This is a genomic window from Acetobacter tropicalis (genome assembly GCF_001580915.1).
GTDB lineage: Bacteria > Pseudomonadota > Alphaproteobacteria > Acetobacterales > Acetobacteraceae > Acetobacter > Acetobacter tropicalis.
Window position 1 is genome coordinate 26,514 of the sequence record NZ_LHZQ01000200.1, and the last position, 19,460, is coordinate 45,973.

Consider the following 19,460-nt stretch of genomic DNA (forward strand, 5'->3'; position numbering starts at 1 on the left):
GCGTGAGGCTTTTCCTTTCCAACGTGTGATATCTGGAAATATCCTCTTGCGTCACTCAGGGCTCTGGCACAGAAACGGAGAATGGCTCTCCCTCCCCTTCTCCATCTTCAAGATATTTCTCTTACTCTTGGTGGTCGGCCTTTGCTTGATAAAGCAGGCTTTGCCGTGGCGCGCGGAGAACGTGTCTGCCTTGTCGGGCGTAATGGCTCAGGTAAGTCCACTTTACTGAAAATTGCGGCTGGTGTTTTACAGCCTGATTCAGGCGTTGTGTTTCTTCAGCCCGGAGCAACGTTACGCTATCTGCCTCAGGAACCAGATCTTTCCACACATCTTACTACATCCGAGTATGTGCTGGCGCAAATAGCTGAGCCTGAAAATTCATGGCGTTCCGCTGCCATGCTTGATGCTCTTGGGCTGACTGGTCAAGAAAATACCTCCCACCTTTCCGGTGGAGAAGCGCGGCGTTGTGCGATAGCTGGCGCGCTTGCGGCCGCCCCGGATATTCTTCTGCTGGATGAGCCCACCAACCATCTGGATATGCCAACAATCGAATGGCTTGAGTGCGAATTGCTGAGTCTTAATTCAGCAATGTTGATGATCAGCCATGACAGGCGTCTTTTATCTACACTCTCTCGTTCCGTGGTGTGGCTTGACCGGGGGATTACGCGCCGTCTGGATCAAGGGTTTAGCAGGTTTGAAGAATGGCGTGAGGAGGTTCTTGAGCAGGAGGAACGTGACGCACACAAGCTTGACCGTAAGATCGCGCGTGAAGAAGATTGGATGCGCTATGGCGTGACCGCTCGCCGCAAACGGAACGTGCGCCGTGTAGGAGAATTGGCTGCCTTACGTGCCGCCAAGCGAGAGGCTGTAAGATCACCCGGCACTGTCTCTTTGGCTGCACAATCGTCAGGGATGTCCAGTAAGCTGGTTGCTGTGGCTGAAAATGTCAGCAAATCTTGGGGGGATCGCGTCATTGTGCGTGATCTTGATCTGCGGCTGCTTCGTGGGGATAGGCTTGCGCTCGTTGGCGCCAATGGCGCAGGGAAAACCACGCTTCTTCGTTTGTTGGTCGGTCAGGAGGAGCCCGATAGTGGTTCCATCTCACTAGGGCCTTCCCTTTCCATGGTAACGCTTGATCAGCAAAGGCGAACCTTAGATCCGCATAAAAGCTTGGCTGATACCCTTACTGGCGGCGGCGGAGATATGGTTCAAGTTGGGTCAGAAAAGCGGCATGTTATAGGTTATATGAAGGATTTCCTGTTTAAACCTGAGCAGGCCCGCACCCCTGTGGGCGTACTTTCAGGCGGAGAACGAGGCCGTCTGATGTTGGCCTGCGCCTTGGCTCAACCGTCAAACCTTCTCGTATTGGATGAACCTACTAACGATCTCGATCTTGAAACGCTGGACCTCCTTCAGGAAATGTTGTCGAGCTATGCTGGGACAGTGCTCTTGGTGAGCCATGATCGAGATTTTCTGGACCGAGTTGCGACCTCTGTTCTCGCGTCAGAAGGTGAAGGCGTCTGGGTCGAGTATGCAGGTGGTTATAGTGACATGCTCGCCCAAAAGCGTGGCGGGATTGAAGAGAGCATCCTTGGGGCTGAGCCGCTTGTTAGAGTTCAGAAGTCATCAGAAAATACAATCCCATCATCGAAAACATCTGTCCGCAAACTGAGTTACAAGGATCAGTTTGCGTTGGACAATCTTCCCAAGGAGATTTCCAAGCTTGAAAAGCAGGCAGCAACATTACGCGACAAGCTAGCGGATGCCGATCTCTACACAAAAGATCCTCAGGCATTTGAGAAATTCAGTGCAGACTTACAGGTCGTGGAGACATCTCTTGCCGCTGCTGAGGAAAAGTGGTTGGAGCTTGAAATGAAACGAGAAAATCTGGCTAGCGATGCAAATTAATTATTCACCCCCGCTTGCCAACAGCCAGAGGCTCAGCTAATACCAACTTCACAAACCGGGTGCGTAGCTCAGCGGTAGAGCATCGCCTTCACACGGCGGGGGTCACAGGTTCAATCCCTGTCGCACCCACCACGTTTCCTGATGTTTTGCAGGTTATACGTGGTTTCTGGTTTTGTTCTTGTAAAGTGATACAAAGCTGCTACATAGAATTCCTTCTGAAGATGTAATAAAGAACTTATCTATGTTTGTAAAAAAATAACAATAAAAATTTCTCTTATTGGAAGCAAAACCTGTCTCAGTGCCAATAATTCAGAATCATTAAATAAGTAATTTAGGCTATAGATATTTCTAAAATCGTTTCAGATGAAAGAAAATAATATATTTTTCTGTATGATTTTTGTTAAAACATATAAAGTTACTTATTTTTTAAAATAAAAGAAAAATTCTCTATCCACCAATGAATTGAATAAAGGAAATTGTATAATAGTACAACATTTCCTTTATTCAATTTGAATAATTAGAAAATTATTCTGAAACAACCGCAACTGTTTCTGGATTCAAGCGGTATCCGCCCCCTTCTGTAATGAGAAGAGAGGCATTTGCTGGATCGGGCTCAATTTTCTGCCGTAGCCGATAGATATGAGTTTCAAGAGTATGAGTCGTAACTGCGGCATTATAGCCCCAGACTTCGTTCAAAAGAACTTGCCGAGGAACGGGGCGTGTTCCCGCCCGATACAAGAACTTAAGAATGGCCGTTTCTTTTTCTGTCAGGCGGATACGGCGATTTTTTTGAGGGTCCTGCAATAGTTTTGCAGATGGACGGAACGTATAGGGCCCAATTGTAAAAACAGCGTCTTCACTGTTTTCAAAAAGTCTTAGCTGCGCACGCAAGCGCGCAAGCAGTTCTGCAATTCTGAATGGCTTGGCAACATAATCGTTTGCTCCGGCATCCAGCCCGCGAACAATATCTGCTTCGTCGTCGGAGCCGGTCAGCATGATAATGGGCATACGCAGCCCATCTTTTCGTAGCTCGGCACAAAAGTCACGCCCATCACCGTCAGGCAGCGTGACGTCCAGTAGAATGGCATCGCATCTAGCATCGGGAGCCTTGAGCTTCTCGCGCGCCTCAGCTAGCGAAGCGGCTTCTTGTACAGTGAATTCACCTTCAAGTTGCAGTTGCTCAACCAGCGTCTGACGCAGTATCCGGTCATCATCAACAACCAATATTGGACGTGCACCCGTCATGGGGTTTTCATCTCCTTGTGTCAGCCTGTAACCAATGGCTGCCTAAACCATCCACTCTAACAAGTTTGTCACGATTTTGGGCTCAAACCAATAGCCATAAGTATGATCTTCCTGACATCATAGAAAAATCTACGGCCAGGACTCTTGTTGCAATGATGATACACGTTAAACCCAGCTCATGCAGCCGTAGCGATGCACAACTGCATTGCGAACACAAAATCATGAGTGTGGTGATCGGCAAAAATGGTGTTACACAAGATAAGCAGGAAGGAGATCACGCAACGCCTGTAGGACGCTTTCCATTACGGAACGTGTTTTATCGAGCGGACCGTGTCAAAAAACCGGATACGATTCTACCCGTAGTGGCTCTTACCTTTCAGGACGGCTGGTGTGATGATCCTGCTCATCCTGCATATAACCAGAAAATATTACTCCCTCATGCTGCACGGCATGAGCGGCTTTGGCGAGAGGATCATGTTTACGATCTGATTGTTATTATAGGATATAATGATGAGAAAATTCAGGCAGGCAGAGGATCGGCCATTTTTATGCACCTTCAACGGGAGGATAAGGCTCCGACTGAAGGATGTGTTGCACTGACAGAAGAGGATTTACGCCAAGTGTTAGCTGATGGGGCAACAGCTATCCATATTCATGCGCTTAAAGGTTGAGGGGGCCAACTTTCCTTTAATGGAATTTTTCTTACCCTCATCAGAAGCCGATTGCCTGCATGAGCAACGAAGATGGAACTCGCTTCTGGAGAGGTTGGTATGAAAGGGAAATAGAGTGGTATTACGATGCAGCTACTGTTGTCGCGCCGTCCTGTGAAGAGAGTTCTTCTGGCGCGGCGCGTGTCAGAACCGCAGCAAAAAAGCCATCTGTCCCATTTTGTCGAGGGGAAAGGGAAAACATACTTGTTTCTTTTAGCGTGTCTGGCAGCGCTGTACTGTCCGATGAAACAAGTGTGAACTCAGGTTTACGATGCAGGAAGGCGTCAATCTGCGCTGCGTTTTCAGCATGCAGAACAGAGCACGTGGCGTACACTAATCTCCCGCCCGGTTTTACAAGAGCAGCGGCTTTGTCCAGAATTTCGGCCTGCTTAACCAGAAGTTCTGCCAGATCCTGCTCGGTCATGCGTAGGCGGGCATCAGGATTGCGGCGCCATGTGCCGGTCCCGCTGCAAGGTGCGTCTACCAGCACCCTGTCAAAAGAACCGGACCGGCGCTTTGCCCATTTGTCTCCCGCCTGAAGAAGGTGCTGTTCAACATTATGGACACCGGCGCGACGGAGGCGACGCACTGCTCCAGCAAGGCGTTTTTCAGCCACATCACAGGCAGCAATATGCCCCTTGTTTTCCATCATCATGGCAAGAGCGAGAGTTTTACCCCCTGCCCCGGCACAATAATCCAGAACCCGCATCTGCGGAGCTGCTCCCAGTATTGCAGCCACAAGTTGGCTACCTTCATCCTGAATCTCTACGCGGCCATCTTTAAAAGGCGTTGTGGAGGTAACAGGCTGGCGTCCATTAAGCCGCAGTCCCCATGGAGAAAGCGGTGTCAGAGTTGCATGTAACCCTTCTCGCGCTAACGCTTTTTGTGCTTCCTGTCGGGAATTGAGGAGGATGTTGACTCTCAGATCAAGAGTGGCTGGCTCGGACAGAGCGGCCAACTCTTCTTCCAGAAACTCTCCAAAAGTTTCCTCCAGTTTGGGAAGAAGCCAGTCAGGTACCTCCAGTTTGATGGCGCGAGGCATACCAAGGTCATCCAAGGATTTCCCTGCTAATGCTGAAAGAGCGTCCTGTTCCTGGAAGGTCAATGCTCCAGCCGCGAAGCGTCCATCAGAAAAAGAACTGGCCACCTCTTTAAGTGGCGTTCCTTTGAAAATCAGACAGGCAGCAACCAATAGTCTGTGGGCTGCGGGGACTGCTCCCGCTTGCTCAAGGTGCCAGCCAAGCCTGCGCCAAGTCCGCATGACATCCCAAACAAGGCTTGAAATAGCCCGACGATCCCCGCCGCCAATATAGCGTCGTTCCCGGAAAAAACTGTTGGCAACGGCATCTGCCGGTTTGCGGGGGGCTGCTTCCATAGCGGTAAGAAGGTCAATGGAGGCTGCAAGTCGGGCAGAAGGAGTCATAGAGTGTCTTAATCCCGGCGATAATTCGGTGCTTCACGTGTGATGGATACATCATGCACGTGGCTTTCACGCAGTCCTGCCCCCGTAATCCGACGGAAGCGGGCACGCTCTTGAAGTTCCTTGATTTCGCGGGAGCCCGTATAACCCATACCGGCTTTCAGGCCACCAACCAGTTGATGAATAACAGCCGACATGGTACCTTTATAAGGAACCCGGCCTTCAATTCCTTCAGGAACCAGCTTGAGCGAATCTTTGACTTCCTGCTGGAAATAGCGGTCAGCGGAGCCCCGCGCCATGGCGCCTAGGCTCCCCATGCCTCGATAGGATTTGTAGGAACGCCCTTGATACAGGAAGACTTCGCCTGGAGCTTCTTCCGTGCCGGCTAGCAGAGACCCGACCATGACAACATCGGCCCCGGCCCCAATGGCCTTGACGATGTCTCCGGATGTACGGACGCCTCCGTCAGCAATAGCTGGCGTATTCTTGGCATGACATGCCTGTGCTGTTTCCAGAACCGCAGAGAACTGAGGAACACCCACACCAGCGACAATACGTGTTGTGCAGATTGACCCGGGCCCGATGCCGATTTTTATGCAATCAGCCCCAGAGGCAATCAAGGCTTCAGCCGCCTCTGGAGTGGCGACATTACCAGCGACAATCTGAATCTGGCTATCTAATGCTTTAAGGCGCTCGACTGCGCGGAGCACCCCGGAAGAATGACCGTGTGCGGTGTCAACAACCAGAACATCCACGCCCGCGTCAACCAGAAGTTTAGCTCGGCTGAAGCCGTCTTCCCCTACTCCGGTTGCAGCCGCGCAACGCAGGCGCCCCATGCTATCCTTGATTGCAAGCGGATAGGCTACGGCTTTGTCCATATCCTTGACAGTAATAATGCCAACACACCGTTCGGCATCATCTACAACAAGAAGTTTTTCAATGCGGTGTTTATGTAGAAGCTGGCGGGCTGTATCCGCATCGGCACCATCCCGAACGGTTACCAGGCCCTCATGTGTCATAAGTTCAGACACACGCTGATTGGGGTCTATGGCAAAGCGCACATCGCGGTTTGTCAGAATTCCGACCAATTTCTGGGTGCCCGGCTCAACCACGGGAAGACCGCTGATGCCGTTCCGCTGCATGATTTCGCGCACTTCCGCGAGGGTCTGATTCGGCCCTACCGTAACAGGATTTACAACCATGCCGGATTCAAAGCGCTTTACGCGGCGCACATGCTCCGCCTGCTCTTCTGGGGACAGGTTTTTATGAATGACCCCCAAACCACCCTGCTGTGCCATGGCAATCGCCATCTGCTCTTCCGTCACGGTATCCATAGCGGCAGAAACAAGCGGAATATTGAGTTCAATGGAACGTGTCAGACGAGTACGAACAGAGGTCTGACTCGGAACGACCTCGGATGCAGCGGGAACAACCAAAACGTCGTCGAACGCCAAGGCTTCGCTAACACGGCTGTAAGGGGAAGAAGTCATACAACGGGGCCCTTCAGTAGAGTGCGACTGGGTCACCCGATAGCAAGACGTTGCCTCAGGTCACCTGACCATTGGCGCTTCCTCATATGCCGTTGCAGCTATAAACGCAAGGGATGAAAATGCTCTTTCATCATGATTTTCTGGAATATGGTCCCACCGATACACGTCGTCTCGCGCTTATTGTTTTTCCGCAAAAATAGTGCTCTTTGGGGTAGAGCGCCTAAAGAGCACTACTTAGGTGAAGAAAAGGGTTTTACGACCCTTCTTTTTTCTGCGGTTTGGATGGTTTTGCAGGGGGATCTCGATCTCCCGTTACGCCACTGTGAGACGGTGGATCACTCGCCGGAAAACTATCATCCAAGGATTCATCCAGCTTTTCATCCTGAGCCTGTTTCTTGCCATTCTTGTTCTTTTTATCGACCATGACAGCACCTCATGTTGCTGATGTTTGATGGAGCCCGAATGAGTGTAGGCAGGAAATTTCATTCCTGTGCTTTGTAAGAGTTGCCGGGCTTCATCGTTTCAACGTTCGAGGTCGATAAGTTTTCCTTTTCAGGCGTATATTTTCCACTCTCAATCATTAAGAAATTTTAAGGCACTGTAGCCGAGAATAATCATGTGTGATTACGCCTTCCTTCCCGATGAGAAAAAGAAATTTTAGCGAATGGGAGGGGCAGTGATGAGCACGGTCTTGAGAAATGCGCTTTAAGTTTCGTCAAAATCAGGAACCAAAATATCTACAGGAAAATAACGGCAGGACGAGGGAATGGTAACCTCACCACTTCTTCGTATACATACATTCTCCCAGAGTATGGATTTCCATGTGTATTCCGTTTTTTCTATAATTTTTCGGCCACTCTGTAAAAAATCTAATGTATTCAAGTCAATGGAATCTGGGTTTAACAAAAAACCATGCTTCGGGGCTAAAATTAGAATTTTTTCTGTAGTAGTATGGCGAACAAAACTAACAAGAGATTTTGCAAAATTGGCTTCTACTGTAATCGAACTGTAATCTCCTTCTGCAAAAAGGCTTGGCCATAGACCGCGTATCTCAAGTATTTTTTGAATCAAAATTTGCTTGATATGTCCGTTTTCCCAGCGTTTGGCAGCTTGCCAGAATGGTTTCTTGCCAAGGAGAGCCTTTGATCTCGCTTTATAGTCAACAGCTTTTCGGTTGTCTGGATCAACCAAGCTAAAATCCCACCATTCTGTACCTTGATACGTATCGGGCACACCGGGGACCGTAAAACGGAGAAGAGTTTGTGTGAGGCCGTTTAGCGCACCTGCTGGTGCTATCTTTTGGAAGAAGAGATTAAATTCTATCAGAAAAGGCTCATGCTGAAAAACTTTCTCAATGAATTTCAGGCAATCGGTTTCGTAATTTTCATCCGGGTCGGCCCAGCTGCCATGCCGTTTGGCTTCACGTATTGCCTTTATTTGCCAGGCGCTAACACGCTCCTTAAATGAAAAGCTAGGACTAATCTGTTCTAATGGCCATGCTCCAATAAGAGTTTGATACAAAATCAATTCATCTATTTTATCTGGCCCATATTGTCCCTTCAGAGGGGCGTTTATTGTGGACCATGTTGCGACTACCTCACTCCATTCTGAGGAACACGATGAAAGCACGGCGAGCCGGGCTCTGGCGTCTTCTCCCCGCTTGTGGTCATGCGTGGCAGTTGCGAGCATACTATCCGGGTAGTGTTTTCTTCGTGCTCGCATTGCCTGATGAAATTGGGCACTTGACATAGAAAAATGTGCAGGATCTGTCCCGACATCATTCCGGGAGAGTAAACGTCCATAGCGATAAAAAACTGTGTCTTCTATAGCTTTAGCCGCAAGGGGAGCGCTTAAATGCTCAAAAGATCTTACTATTTCATGATCATTATATTTTCCTGCCAGTTTTTCCCTTATCCAGTTTAATAAAGGCGATAATCTAATGGGCATTTTTTTTGTAAGTTGTTCATATGCGTGTTCAAGAAATATAGTCTGGTTACCTGATATGGGTGATAAATAACCAGTTTGGTTAAGATTGTCTGCGCTATATGTTCGATACATGTGCAGAAGTGAGAGAAGCGTTGTGATAAGAAGGCGGATGTCTCGCTCCGTAAAATCACGAAGAGTAATATCCTGCCTTGTGAGACAATAAACAGTAGCAATAAAATTATCAGTTGCTCCAGAGAGCAATGTTTCTGCCACTTCAATACGGGCACTTTGGCTCTCTGCTTCATAACCGGACCAGTCGGGTGCTGTCTCTGCCCATAAGGCAGTAAGGCAGTCTTCTCCAGAATCATCATGCAGTAAAAGGCTAACCTCTTCCAGAAAATCATAGCCTGTCGTGCCGGTGACCTGCCATGCTGAGGGGAGTTTTTCTCCATCAGCCAGAATTTTTTCTACAAAGAGGATAGGTTCTTCCGGTGAGAGTGAAGGACGGAACGCATTCCGTTGCTGCATTTCCTGCCTCAGATGCTGGCAGTAATGCCCAGGCAATGCCAGCCCATCAACATGGTCCACACGAAAACCGTCAATAACGCCGTGTTCGTACAGAGTAAGAGCGTAAGCGTGAACGGCGTCAAAGACAAAGTCCTTATCAATATTGAGAGCGATCAAATCCGTGATGTTAAAAAAACGGCGCCAGTTTATTGTCTCATCGGCTACACGCCACCAAGCCAGCCTGTAACACTGTTTTTCCAAAAGGGTATGTAATCTTTCTATTTGCTCTTTCGAGGGGATATTATAAAAATCTAAAATATTCTGAGTTGAATTATGTAGTTCTTCCGGCCCACAATTGTTTTTCGTATCTAAAGAAAGATGCTCCGGGCAGATGGGGAATGAATGTTCATAATGCCTGATAGAAAAAGAGTCTTTTTCGGCATCATAATATAAAATCAGAAGACCATCTTTTAACGCTTCGCCATAGGGGCGATCAAGAAAAGGAAGAAGAATAGTATTTCCAGGACGATGGCGTGTTTCACTCCAGTCAATATCGAAAAAAGGAGCGTAACGGGAAGAACGGCCCCATGTCAGAACGTCCTGCCACCATCTGTTATCCGCCCCCACCGCCATGTGGTTGGGCACAATATCCAGTATTAAACCAATCCCGCGGGCATGGGCAGCCTTACTGAGCTGTAAAAGCCCAGCGTCCCCTCCCCTCTCCTGACTAATGCGACTGTAATCAATAGTATCGTAACCATGACTGGAACCAGGTCGCGCCTCAAAGAGAGGAGAGAGGTAAAGATGGCTGATACCAAGTTCCTTATAGTAATCGATATGCTCACATGCATCATATAAGGTGAAATCTTTATGGATTTGAAGTCGCAGGGTTGCCCTTAGAGTGGTCATTTTTTATATCTTGTTGTGTTCATAATGGAAAATCGGCGCGAGATATCTTGGTTTTGTCTGAGGTTTTTTACCGTGACTGGGTATCGATTGCGCCAGTTTGGATGCAGTTTCTGATCTCCCGGCACATTAGGTTGATCTGTTAATCCCAGAAGATCTTCCATCGGCAGAAGCATCAAAGGACATGGTGTGCTCGCTACCGCATGAATTGCTGCATCAACAACAGTAGTAGCCCCATCTGCATTTACAGGAGGCAAAGAGAGATCCTGATTTTCTGCGGTATTATCTCTCAGCATTGTCCATAAAGCTTTTCTTTCTCCTTGGCGGTCGCTCTCTTCCTGATGTTCTTCACTGCTGTTCTCCTGGGCAGGGTTATCCATTTGCAGCCACCATCCAGCAACAGTCGGGAGGTCATGTGTGGTTGTCATGGCAACACCTGTAGGGGGCCATGCTGCTGGGGGAAGGAACTGGTTTGACGCGGTTTTCGTAAACCACATCACATTCATTCCCCATATTTTCTTTTCCGCCATCCGGCTTCTGAAACCTTTGGGAACAGTTCCCAAATCTTCCCCGATCACGATGCCTCCGGCTCTTGCGGATTCAAGAGCTAGAAGATTTTTCAGGTCTTTCTGGGGCATAGTGAGATACGTGCCTTCGTTTGAATTCCCACCATCTGGTATCAACCATATCCGTTCAAGTCCCATCACATGATCAAACCTGATCCCGCCGCCCGCAGCAAAACCGGCCCGCAGCATGGCAATGAAAGCTTCATAACCCGTTTGTTGGAGAGCTTGAGGAGAGAACGTGGTTAACCCCCAATTCTGGCCTTTGGGCGCGAGTTGATCCGGTGGCGCGCCGATGGAAGCGCCGATAAGAAAACCGTCCTGCTGTGCCCAGCACTCGGCTCCGGACGGATCAAGGCCTACGGCAATATCTGCAATTAATCCTATGGACATTCCCGCATCATGAGCCGTACTGGCCGCGTATTTCAGGCTTTTTGCAGCGAGCCATTGCAAAAATAGCCAAAAACCAACCTCTTCCTGATGCAGATGGGCAAAGCGGGCAATTTCAGGAGTAGTCGGTTTTTTGAAGGGGGCTTCCCATAGCCTCCAGTTGTCTCCGCGGGGGCCTCGGGTTTTTAGAGAAACTTGCAGCGCCTCAAAGATCGCATGGTTTTTTAACGCGTTTCCTCCCTGTTGAATGAAAGAGAGCATCTCTTGGGGGGGAGATGGACGAATATGTTTTTCATAAAGTACCCGAAGCACCTGAAACCTCAATGTGCCTGCGGCTTTCCAGTTGATCAGCTTTTCTGCTGTTCTTTCTGTAATTTGTGCCGCCCATTCTGGGTGCTGACGGTAAACAGTGTGAATAAGTTGTTTAGGGAAGCATGTCCGCAAATCTGCAAGAAGCGGATTTAAAAATCGTCTGCTGGAAGGGGAATAAGGACTGCATCGTTCCGGGCGTAAAGGGCAGAGAGCATGGAGCGGACTCATCATAAGAGCATCCGCTCCTTCCTGCCCGGCTATTTTGGCGAGTTTTGCAACACTTCCTAAATGTCCGATACCGGTATCATTGCTTTGCCTGAGTGCGGGAATTTGTACAGTAAGGCCCCATGCTCGAGAGCCTTCATCGCGGAATGTCAGCGCGGCGCAAGTTTCGGGGGCAACCGCAAGGGTAACCTCTGTTCCAGCGATTTCCACCTTATGGTAGCCCGGTTTGTGACAAGGCGGCAGTTGAAAGACCCCGTCCTTATTGGGAGAAATTTTTCCTTCCGTCTGCGTATTATCTTCATGTTTTAATAAAAAAGATTCTGATCCTTTGTTATTAATAGGCAGACATATACTTTCCCCAACTTTCACGCTTACCAAGGTGGGATATTTTTTTTCCTCTCCGAACGAACAAGTTTGAAGAAGTGCCTTGAGTACATCAGGGTCCGTGCGATGGGTCTTGCCGAACGCATCCTGCCATGAAATGGCGAGCCCTGCTTTTTTAGCAGCCTGATGCAGATCACGTTTTGTCATCGTTCAGAACCTTTTCGTAAGGTCGCTATGAAACTATGAGCTTTTAACGTATGGTTAATTTTACAGTCCTGATTCACAGAACGATAGAGAACAACTCCCGCATAGCCGGTAAGCAGAGTAATGTCTGTGTCCGAGAAGTTGACAAAAAGCTCGAGTATTCTTTCGTCCCCCATATGCCAACTGACAGCGAAGGCTCCCGGAGCCCAGATATGGCTTGAGGCAGATCGTGCATTATGTAGCCGAGGAACAATATGTTCCTGTCGAACAGAAAGAAGTTTTTTTACTGTTTCGTAGGTTTGTACATGTTCAGATTGAGTGCGTTCAGACCAGTGCAAACACGAACGCTTGAAAGTATCAGGGGATGCTGGGTCAGGAATAAGATTTGCCGCCTCCTGACTACTGAAAGTAGAAAAAGAAGCCATTTCTTTCTGCCGTCCTTCGCGGACAAGTGTATTCAAGCCTTCACTGTGGCTGACAAAGTAGAGAAATGGCGTTTTTGATCCCCATTCTTCTCCCATAAAAAGCATAGGAATTTGCGGGGATAGCAATAATAAAGCATGAGCCACACCTAAAACGCCATGGTCTATTTGTGTGGATAGCCGGTCTCCTAAAGCACGGTTGCCGATCTGATCGTGATTTTGGAGAAAGAAAATAAAAGAGGTGGGAGGTAAATCTGCAGAGGGTTGTCCCCGCGGTTTTTGTGTATCGGGCGAAATTTGTCCTTGATAAACAAAACCTTCCTGTAGGGCCTGTACAAGATCCTGTGTGGGGTTGTGAGCGAAGTTCCCATAATATCCTTCTGTTTCTTCTGTTAAAAGAACATGTAGGGCATTGTGGGCATCATCATTCCATTGGGCGGAGTAGCCTGCACGCAGCAGGGAGGCATCGTTATTCTCATTTTCAAGAATAAGGTGAATATGCCTTTCCGGATCACATTCTGCCCGTATGTTTTGCAGAAGATCCCGAAGCCAGGATTGAGGGGCAATGGCATGCACTGCATCCAGTCGTAATCCGTCAAAGTGGTAAATATTGAGCCAATAGAGTGCGTTATCTAGAAAAAAATCCTGCACGACCGGAAGTGTGAAGCTTATTGCTTGTCCCCATGCTGTCTGTCGATCTGGGTCAAAGAATGTAGGAACGTATTGGGAGAGAATATTTCCTTCTGGCCCAAAATGATTATAGACAACATCCAGAAAAACCATGATGTTGCGTTCGTGAGCCGCGTCGATAAGAGCTTTCAGATCATCCGGCGTGCCATAGCTTGATTCTGGAGCATATGGAAAAACACCATCATATCCCCAGTTTCTCCCGCCAGGGAATTCAGATAACGGCATCAGTTGAATAGCCGTTATGCCAAGATCAGAAAGTGCATCCAGTTGCTTAATGATGGAGGCATATCCTCCTGCGGCCCCTACATGAACTTCATAAATAACGGCTTCTTCCCACGATCGGCCGCGCCAATGTGGGGTGCGCCACTGATAGGCTCCCTGATCTACAATCAAGCTTTTTCCATGCACATCCTCTGGTTGACATTGAGATGCCGGGTCAGGAATGAGTGTGCCGAACGAGAGTTGATAGTTATAAAGTGTCCCTGCTGCACATGGAAAAGTAACTTCGTGCCAGCCTTCCTGATCCCGGGACATCTCAATTGCGGGTTTATCCTCTAAAGCAACAGCAATCTTATTATAATGGGGTGCCCATATCCGAAAACGGGTTGTTCCGTCTTCCTTGTGCCAAGCCCCCCAACGGGGCATGAACCGGGTTGAGGACTTCATGAGGGTGCTCCTGCTTCTTTAGTGGCAGGGATTGGGCGATACGCCAGCAGCAAGACGCTTCGTCCGCTTACTTCAATTTCGGTCAAAGGAGAAAAATCCAGACTTTCTTCTTTGTCGGGCCGTGCGCTTTCCAGAATAAACCGCCACTCTCCGCTCGGTTGAGGAAGAGTAAAAAGTTGTGGGTCGGCGTTCGCATTTAGTAAAAGAAGGGTAATATCCTTTTCATCCTTACGAGAGCCTGCGCGTCTTAAGGCAAGTGTACGTCCTTCTGGTCGCTCCCATTCTTCTACGCTCATGGAGCTTCCATCGGTCGAAAACCAGCCAATGTCAGTTATCTCGGGGCTGATCTCAGTATGACCATGTAGATATCGTCCAGAATTTATGGAAAAATGATTTTGACGCGCTGCGAGAAGCCGTTTGACAAATGCAGCCATTTCCATTTCTCGAGGTGTGTCCAGAAGTGACCAGTTCAGCCAACTGACGACACTATCCTGACAATAGGCATTGTTATTACCATTCTGGGTCTGCCCAAATTCGTCCCCAGCCAAAAGCATCGGTATGCCCTGTGACAAAAGGAGAGTAGCAAACATTGCGCGCCGAACTGCATCGCGTACATGCAGGATGCCGGGATCTTCGCTTTGTCCTTCCTCCCCCCAGTTGGTGCTATAATTTTCACCATGGCCGTCTTGGTTGTTTTCTTCATTGGCCTCGTTGTGTCGTTGATTAAAACTCACAACATCCATGAGGGTAAAGCCATCATGCGCTGTCAGGAAATTGACAGAACTCCAGGGACGTCTGCCTTTACGTTCAAAAATATCGCCTGATCCGGTAAGGCGGGCTGCAATCAGGCCTCTTTGCCCTTCATCCCCCCTCCAGAACCGTCGGCTGGTATCTCTATAACTATCGTTCCATTCTGCAAAACCGGGCGGATGGTTGCCAATCTGATACCCTCCCGGACCTGGATCCCAGGGTTCCGCAATCAGTTTAAGGCGAGACAGGAGTGGGTCCTGTCTTAAAATATCAAAAAAGCCACTTCGTTGATCAAAGCCGTAGTCTTCGCGGCCTAAGGTCGTGCACAAGTCAAATCGAAAACCGTCAATATGAAACGTCTCCGCCCAGTATCGCAGAGAGTCTATGACCATCTGCAAAACCCGCGGATGGGAGAGGTTCAACGTATTGCCGCACCCCGTATCGTTGATGCAGCAGCGGAGATTGTCTGGTGCCAGGCGATAGTAACTTGCGTTATCCAAGCCGCGATAACACAGCGTTGGACCAAGTTCATTTCCTTCAGCCGTATGATTATAGACAACATCCAGAATGACTTCGATGCCCGATGCGTGCAAAATACGAACGAGCATGCATAGGTCATTTAAAGAACCAGAGGCGATATAACCTGCATGCGGCACAAAGAAAGAAAGAGTATTATACCCCCAATAGTTGACCAGTCCTTTGTCCTGCAGATAGCGATCTGTCAAAAAAGACTGAACGGGCATGAGTTCCAAGGTAGTGACCCCAAGGTTTTTGAGGTAGGCCACAAACCAGTTTTCACATAAGGCAGAAAACGTTCCACGCTTGGAAAACTGGATATCCGAACGCAGCATGGATAGACCGCGTGGATGCGCTTCCATGATAACCGTGTCTTCCCATGGCACATGCGGGCGTTTGTCATCGCCCCAATCAAAAGCATTATGACAGACAACGCTGCGGGGCATGTAAGGAGCGCTGTCTCTTTTATCCTGCGTTAAATCCGCCCGCGCTGCGTTAATGCGGTACCCGAAAAGAGCATCAGTCCATGTCAGGCGGCCAGCCATACCGCGTGCATATGGGTCTAGGAGAAGCTTATGGGGGTTGAACCTGTGTCCCTGCATGGGTTCATAGTTACCAAAAGCGCGAAAGCCATACAGAGTGCCGGGGCGCGCGCCTGGCAAGTAACCATGCCAGATCTCATCTGTATATTCTGGTAATTTAAAACGTTGGGATTCCTTGCGTGACGATGCATCAAATAGACAGAGTTCAATACGTTGGGCGTGGCCAGAAAATACAGCGAAATTGACACCATTTCCGTCCCATGTCGCTCCGAGAGGATAAGGCAGTCCTGGCAGCAGGGCATCACTCCATGATGTCATCCGGCATGTCCTTCATGTTGTAGATACAGAACGCTCAAGGGCGGGAGATACAAAACGCAGGATTGTTCATACCCATGAGATACAACCTGCTCTGTACTGCGCCCCCCCGTATTGCCTGCCCCTTCTCCTCCATATTCACCCGCATTTGTGTTTAGTCTTTCTGCCCACCATCCTGCCAAAGGAACCCCTATGCGGTAATCGAGCCGTGCTACTGGTGTCATGTTGCACACAACAAGAATGGGTTTTCCTTCGTCTCCGTAACGGAGCCAGGCAAAAACACTGTTTTCTGTGTCATTACCAATGACCCAGGCAAATCCGTCAGAATGGGTGTCGCGTTGGTGAAAAGCCGGTTCTGTCCGATAGAGACGGTTCAGATCGCGCATCAAGGCATGCATCCCTCGTCCCCAAGGGGTGTCAAGCATGTTCCATGCGAGTTCACCGCAAGGGTCCCATTCGTCCCACTGAGCCAGTTCTGCGCCCATAAAAATAAGCTTTTTGCCGGGATGCCCCCACATGAAAGCAAGGTAGGCGCGTAGCCCTGCATAACGCGTCCCCCCTTCTCCGGGCATGCGAGAAAGCAGGGAGCCTTTCCCGTGCACAACTTCATCATGAGAAAGGGGAAGAACGAATTTTTCAGAAAAAGCGTAGTGCAGACCGAACAGAATGTTATCATGATGATAACGGCGCCAGAGTGGGTCCCGGCCAATATAGGACAGGGTGTCGTGCATCCACCCCATGTTCCATTTGTAGTGAAACCCGAGGCCGCCACTATCTGCGCTTCGCGTAACGCCAGGCCATGCGGTTGATTCTTCTGCAATCATCAAGGCTGTAGGCGCGTACTGCGCTACTGCGGTGTTTAGCTCCCGCAAGAACTCAACAGATTCAAGGTTTTCCCGGCCTCCATAATAATTAGGAACCCAACCATTATGGGGGCGGCTGTAATCACGGTATAACATGGAGGCCACGGCATCCACGCGCAGGCCGTCAACGTGATATTTGTTGAGCCACATCAAGGCGCTGGCAATCAGAAACCCTCGTACCTCGTTTCGTCCTACGTTATAAATAAGGGTATGCCAGTCAGGGTGCAGGCCTTCTCGAGGGTCTTGATGCTCAAAGAGGCATGTGCCGTCAAAGAGTGCTATCCCGTGGACATCATTTGGAAAGTGAGCTGGCACCCAATCGAGAATGACACCCAAACCAGCCTGATGGCAGGCATCTATAAAAGCGGCAAGCTGTTGCGGGCTTCCTTGTCGGGGTACGGGAGCAAACAAACCGAGGGGCTGATATCCCCATGATCCATCAAAAGGATGGGCCATGATTGGCATAAGCTCAATATGAGTAAACCCCATATCAACAACATAAGGGATAAGGGTTTCCCTGAGTTCATCCCACGTCAGAACCCGTGTGCCATCCTTATCGGGCCGTCGCCATGATCCTACATGACATTCATAAATTGAGAGAGGAGCATTTTCCTTATGCAATGTAGCGCGGCGGTCCATCCACGCGTCATCATGCCATTCAAACTCTGTGGAGGAGGTCACAACAGATGCTGTAGCGGGTGGAATTTCGGATGCCAGAGCAAAAGGGTCAGCATGCAATGGCAGGCGCGCTCCATCAGGGCCTGTCATATCATATTTGTAACGCGACCCCGGCATTACATTGGGAATGAACAGTTCCCAGATGCCGCCGTCATGCCGGAGCCTCATGGGATGACGCCGGGCGTTCCAGAGATTGAAGTCTCCGACCACGGACACGCTTCTCGCATTGGGAGCCCATACAGCAAACCGTACGCCCGCCACCCCCTCAATGGTCATGGATTGAGCACCCATCATCTGGGCCAGTTCGCGGTGTTTTCCTTCTGCAAAAAGATGCAGATCATGTGCGCTCAGAAGAGGCGGAAAAGAGTAAGGATCTGCCCCTTCTTCCCACCCATCTGCCCATCCAATCCGTAATTTATAAGGGGCACCAGTGGGAATGCGTGCTTCATAAAACCCGGCCTGCGCAACACATTTCATGGCCTGTTCACGCTGAACGCCTGTGCGTGTCCAGCGAACCAGGCGCACTTCGCGGGCATCCGGCATGAACACACGGATAATGTCAGATCTTCCGGATCTATGTCTGCCCAACAAAGAAAATGGATCACCGCAGGTACCATGTAGTAGGGAAGAAAGTTGCTCTTGTGTTACACTTGGGAGCGCTTTTGCCGTTTCACGTTGCGTCATTGTCAAGATACCGAGCGTTCTGAACCGGCGATGGGAGGGCGCCGGGCAATGTTTCGTTTGCCTGCCGCAGTTTTAGCGCTGAAAGACAGAACATCGGCTTGATTGCTATGGTGGGATGGAACCAGCTTTCTGAATAAATCGCCATATTGGGCTGCTGGTCTCTGCCAAGACACATCTTGCTGAGAGCCGTTTCTTTGAAGGTGCGTCCACAACGGTTTATCGCAGAAGACTTTATAAACACGGTGCATGACGTTAATGATCGCCGTAGCATCATTGGGGGAAAAAACAAAACCCGTGGCGCAACCAGCGGAAAGAGCCGCGGCATTCGCGTCAATAATAGTGTCTGCCAGCCCTCCTACCCTTGAAACAACTGGCACCGCGCCATAGCGCAGGGCATAAAGTTGCGTAAGCCCACAGGGTTCAAAACGGGAAGGTACAAAAATAACATCAGCAGAAGCCTGAGCACGGTGGCCCAAGCTTTCGCTATACCGTAATGTGCAGGCAAAACGTCCTGGAAAGCGACGAGCAAGGTGCCCAAGCTGCCGTTCAATGTGGAGTTCCCCTCCTCCCACAACTACACATTGCAGAGCATGATTTTGCCGCATGAGAACTGGCATAGCTTCCGCCAGTAGATCTATCCCTTTCTGATCTGTCAGGCGGCTGACAACGCCGATAAGGAGAGCATCAGGATTTTGAGTCAGGCCAAATTCAGCTTGAAAAGCGGCCTTGTTTGATCTGCGGGTCCATACGTTTCCCGCTTTGTACGGAAAATGGATATCTGGATCTGTCTCCGGGTTCCAGACATCCGTATCTACTCCGTTAAGAATGCCGCTTAAACTGGCCCTCCGACTATACAATAACCCTTGCAAGCCCATACCAAATTCTGCGGTCTGTATTTCTTCTGCATAATTGGGGGAAACGGCAATCAGCCATCGCGAATAATATAAACCTGCCTTTAAAAATCCGATATCCCCATGAAATTCAAATCCATTTTGTGAAAATCCTTCAATGGGAAGCTCGAAGGAGGAAAGATACTCAGCACTAAAACGCCCTTGAAACGCAATATTATGAATGGTTTGCACAACGGGAGGTGTGGCTTCAGGCGTAAAGTGAAGATACGCGGCTGTTAATCCTGCGGGCCAATCATGCGCCAAGACAAGATCGGGTCGACGCGGAAATCTCACAGATGGAGTAATTTTGGATC

The 19,460-nt window shown here is 49.3% G+C and carries 12 protein-coding genes and 1 tRNA gene; 3 read left to right on the forward strand and 10 right to left on the reverse strand.

Going from position 1 to position 19,460, the window contains the following annotated elements:
• The first annotated feature begins 81 nt into the window (after window positions 1-81).
• Complete coding sequence (locus tag AD944_RS07550) at window positions 82-1,908, forward strand: ABC-F family ATP-binding cassette domain-containing protein (protein ID WP_045543488.1); 1,827 nt, start codon at window positions 82-84, stop codon at window positions 1,906-1,908.
• A gap of 57 nt (window positions 1,909-1,965) precedes the next feature.
• A tRNA-Val gene (locus AD944_RS07555) sits at window positions 1,966-2,040 on the forward strand.
• 393 nt (window positions 2,041-2,433) lie between these two features.
• On the opposite strand, the gene AD944_RS07560 is transcribed toward AD944_RS07555, so the two are convergent.
• Complete coding sequence (locus tag AD944_RS07560) at window positions 2,434-3,153, reverse strand: response regulator transcription factor (RefSeq protein ID WP_035381477.1); 720 nt, start codon at window positions 3,151-3,153, stop codon at window positions 2,434-2,436.
• A gap of 152 nt (window positions 3,154-3,305) precedes the next feature.
• Between AD944_RS07560 and AD944_RS07565 the strand changes: the two genes are divergently transcribed.
• Window positions 3,306-3,824 (forward strand): L,D-transpeptidase family protein, encoded by a 519-nt coding sequence (locus AD944_RS07565; protein WP_145912911.1) that lies wholly within the window; start codon window positions 3,306-3,308, stop codon window positions 3,822-3,824.
• Window positions 3,825-3,945: 121 nt separating this feature from the next.
• Here AD944_RS07565 and AD944_RS07570 read toward each other — a convergent pair whose 3' ends face one another.
• The 9 genes from AD944_RS07570 to AD944_RS07605 all read right to left on the reverse strand — a co-directional run.
• On the reverse strand, window positions 3,946-5,286 hold the full coding sequence (locus AD944_RS07570; protein WP_045543357.1) for an RsmB/NOP family class I SAM-dependent RNA methyltransferase: 1,341 nt from the start codon (window positions 5,284-5,286) through the stop codon (window positions 3,946-3,948).
• Window positions 5,287-5,294: 8 nt separating this feature from the next.
• A complete protein-coding gene (gene guaB / locus AD944_RS07575) occupies window positions 5,295-6,773 on the reverse strand; it encodes an IMP dehydrogenase (RefSeq protein ID WP_045543356.1) in 1,479 nt (492 codons plus the stop codon).
• A 253-nt stretch (window positions 6,774-7,026) separates the two neighbouring features.
• Window positions 7,027-7,197, reverse strand: coding sequence for a hypothetical protein (locus AD944_RS17065; protein WP_169794939.1), 171 nt, complete (start codon window positions 7,195-7,197; stop codon window positions 7,027-7,029).
• A 281-nt stretch (window positions 7,198-7,478) separates the two neighbouring features.
• Window positions 7,479-10,115: a malto-oligosyltrehalose synthase gene (gene treY / locus AD944_RS07580; protein ID WP_052427272.1), complete on the reverse strand. Its 2,637-nt coding sequence runs from the start codon at window positions 10,113-10,115 to the stop codon at window positions 7,479-7,481.
• Window positions 10,112-12,133: a 4-alpha-glucanotransferase gene (malQ, locus tag AD944_RS07585; protein WP_045543355.1), complete on the reverse strand. Its 2,022-nt coding sequence runs from the start codon at window positions 12,131-12,133 to the stop codon at window positions 10,112-10,114. The genes treY and malQ overlap by 4 nt, the downstream gene beginning before the upstream one ends.
• Window positions 12,130-13,908 (reverse strand): malto-oligosyltrehalose trehalohydrolase, encoded by a 1,779-nt coding sequence (gene treZ, locus AD944_RS07590; RefSeq protein WP_045543354.1) that lies wholly within the window; start codon window positions 13,906-13,908, stop codon window positions 12,130-12,132. Before treZ ends, malQ begins: the two co-directional genes overlap by 4 nt.
• Window positions 13,905-16,034 (reverse strand): glycogen debranching protein GlgX, encoded by a 2,130-nt coding sequence (gene glgX, locus AD944_RS07595; RefSeq protein ID WP_035381488.1) that lies wholly within the window; start codon window positions 16,032-16,034, stop codon window positions 13,905-13,907. The genes treZ and glgX overlap by 4 nt, the downstream gene beginning before the upstream one ends.
• Entirely contained in the window at window positions 16,031-18,256 is a 2,226-nt protein-coding gene (glgB, locus tag AD944_RS07600; protein ID WP_045543353.1) for a 1,4-alpha-glucan branching protein GlgB, read from the reverse strand. The genes glgX and glgB overlap by 4 nt, the downstream gene beginning before the upstream one ends.
• Before the next feature lie 2 nt (window positions 18,257-18,258).
• The coding region (locus AD944_RS07605; RefSeq protein WP_061474812.1) for a glycogen synthase at window positions 18,259-19,460 on the reverse strand (1,202 nt) is incomplete at its 5' end.

Coding starts and splice junctions, on each gene's coding strand:
- AD944_RS07550 (WP_045543488.1), top strand. CDS start 82: ATGGCTCTCCCTCCCCTTCTCCATCTTCAAGATATTTCTCTTACTCTT.
- AD944_RS07560 (WP_035381477.1), bottom strand. CDS start 3,153: ATGACGGGTGCACGTCCAATATTGGTTGTTGATGATGACCGGATACTG.
- AD944_RS07565 (WP_145912911.1), top strand. CDS start 3,306: ATGATGATACACGTTAAACCCAGCTCATGCAGCCGTAGCGATGCACAA.
- AD944_RS07570 (WP_045543357.1), bottom strand. CDS start 5,286: ATGACTCCTTCTGCCCGACTTGCAGCCTCCATTGACCTTCTTACCGCT.
- guaB (WP_045543356.1), bottom strand. CDS start 6,773: ATGACTTCTTCCCCTTACAGCCGTGTTAGCGAAGCCTTGGCGTTCGAC.
- AD944_RS17065 (WP_169794939.1), bottom strand. CDS start 7,197: ATGGTCGATAAAAAGAACAAGAATGGCAAGAAACAGGCTCAGGATGAA.
- treY (WP_052427272.1), bottom strand. CDS start 10,115: ATGACCACTCTAAGGGCAACCCTGCGACTTCAAATCCATAAAGATTTC.
- malQ (WP_045543355.1), bottom strand. CDS start 12,133: ATGACAAAACGTGATCTGCATCAGGCTGCTAAAAAAGCAGGGCTCGCC.
- treZ (WP_045543354.1), bottom strand. CDS start 13,908: ATGAAGTCCTCAACCCGGTTCATGCCCCGTTGGGGGGCTTGGCACAAG.
- glgX (WP_035381488.1), bottom strand. CDS start 16,034: ATGACATCATGGAGTGATGCCCTGCTGCCAGGACTGCCTTATCCTCTC.
- glgB (WP_045543353.1), bottom strand. CDS start 18,256: ATGACGCAACGTGAAACGGCAAAAGCGCTCCCAAGTGTAACACAAGAG.